Source organism: Curtobacterium sp. 320, assembly GCF_031455235.1.
Classification (GTDB): Bacteria; Actinomycetota; Actinomycetes; order Actinomycetales; family Microbacteriaceae; genus Curtobacterium.
Genome location: NZ_JAVDSI010000031.1, coordinates 1 through 1901, shown reverse-complemented (window position 1 = coordinate 1901; position 1901 = coordinate 1). Strand labels below are relative to the sequence as shown.

General features: G+C 55.7%; 1 rRNA gene. It reads left to right on the top strand.

What is annotated here, in order from left to right:
* Nucleotides 1-1884, top strand: a 23S ribosomal RNA gene (locus J2X60_RS19015); the annotation flags it as partial.
* Nucleotides 1885-1901: the final 17 nt, after the last annotated feature.

Sequence of the window (1901 nt, the reverse complement as noted above, 5' to 3'; positions counted from 1 at the left end):
TTGTAGATTTCGCACACTCGATAAGCCTTCGTGGTTCAGTCGTGCGGAGTGGTAGGAGAGCGTCGTGTGGCGAGTGAAGCGGCGGAGTGATCCAGCCGTGGACGCTACACGAGTGAGAATGCAGGCATGAGTAGCGAAAGACGGGTGAGAAACCCGTCCTCCGAAAGACCAAGGGTTCCAGGGCCAGGTTAATCCGCCCTGGGTAAGTCGGGACCTAAGGCGAGGCCGACAGGCGTAGTCGATGGACAACGGGTTGATATTCCCGTACCGGCGAACAACCGCCCAAGCTAATCCAGTGGTGCTAAGAGTCCTAACCCGCATTGACCGGATCCCTTCGGGGTGATGGCGTGCGGTCTAACGCTCGACCCCATGCTGGTGCGGTTAGCGTATGAACAGGTGTGACGCAGGAAGGTAGCTGAGCCAGGCGATGGTATCCGTAAGGTGATCCTGGTGTAAGGATGTAGGGCTGACGATAGGCAAATCCGTCGTCTAGATGCCTGAGATCCGACGCGTACCCGTAAGGGGAAATCAGTGATCCTATGCTGCCGAGAAAAGCATCGACGCGAGGTTGCAGCCGCCCGTACCCGAAACCGACTCAGGTGGTCAGGTAGAGAATACCAAGGAGATCGAGAGAATCGTGGTTAAGGAACTCGGCAAAATGCCCCCGTAACTTCGGGAGAAGGGGGGCCGGACACGTGATGCGGACTTGCTCCGCTGAGCGTTGAAGGCCGCAGAGACCAGTGGGAAGCGACTGTTTACTAAAAACACAGGTCCGTGCGAAGTCGCAAGACGATGTATACGGACTGACGCCTGCCCGGTGCTGGAAGGTTAAGAGGAAGGGTTAGCCTTTGGGCGAAGCTCTGAATTTAAGCCCCAGTAAACGGCGGTGGTAACTATAACCATCCTAAGGTAGCGAAATTCCTTGTCGGGTAAGTTCCGACCTGCACGAATGGCGTAACGACTTCCCAGCTGTCTCAACCGCGAACTCGGCGAAATTGCACTACGAGTAAAGATGCTCGTTACGCGCAGCAGGACGGAAAGACCCCGTGACCTTTACTACAGCTTGGTATTGGTGTTCGGTGTGGCTTGTGTAGGATAGGTGGGAGACTGTGAAGCGGGCACGCTAGTGTTCGTGGAGTCGTTGTTGAAATACCACTCTGGTCACTCTGGATGTCTAACGTAGGACCCTGATCGGGTTCATGGACAGTGCCTGGTGGGTAGTTTAACTGGGGCGGTTGCCTCCCAAAGAGTAACGGAGGCGCCCAAAGGTTCCCTCAACCTGGTTGGCAATCAGGTGGCGAGTGTAAGTGCACAAGGGAGCTTGACTGTGAGACTGACAGGTCGAGCAGGGACGAAAGTCGGGACTAGTGATCCGGCAGTGGCTTGTGGAAGCGCTGTCGCTCAACGGATAAAAGGTACCTCGGGGATAACAGGCTGATCTTGCCCAAGAGTCCATATCGACGGCATGGTTTGGCACCTCGATGTCGGCTCGTCGCATCCTGGGGCTGGAGTAGGTCCCAAGGGTTGGGCTGTTCGCCCATTAAAGCGGTACGCGAGCTGGGTTTAGAACGTCGTGAGACAGTTCGGTCCCTATCCGCTGCGCGCGTTGGAAATTTGAGAAGATCTATCCCTAGTACGAGAGGACCGGGATGGACGAACCTCTGGTGTGTCAGTTGTTCTGCCAAGGGCACCGCTGATTAGCTACGTTCGGACCGGATAACCGCTGAAAGCATCTAAGCGGGAAGCCGTCTTCGAGATGAGATTTCCATGCACCTTGAGTGTGAGAGGCTCCCAGCAGACTACTGGGTTGATAGGCCGGATGTGGAAGCGGGGACTAACGACCCGTGGAGCTGACCGGTACTAATAAGCCGAAGACTTGACAACACAACTATTTCCCACAC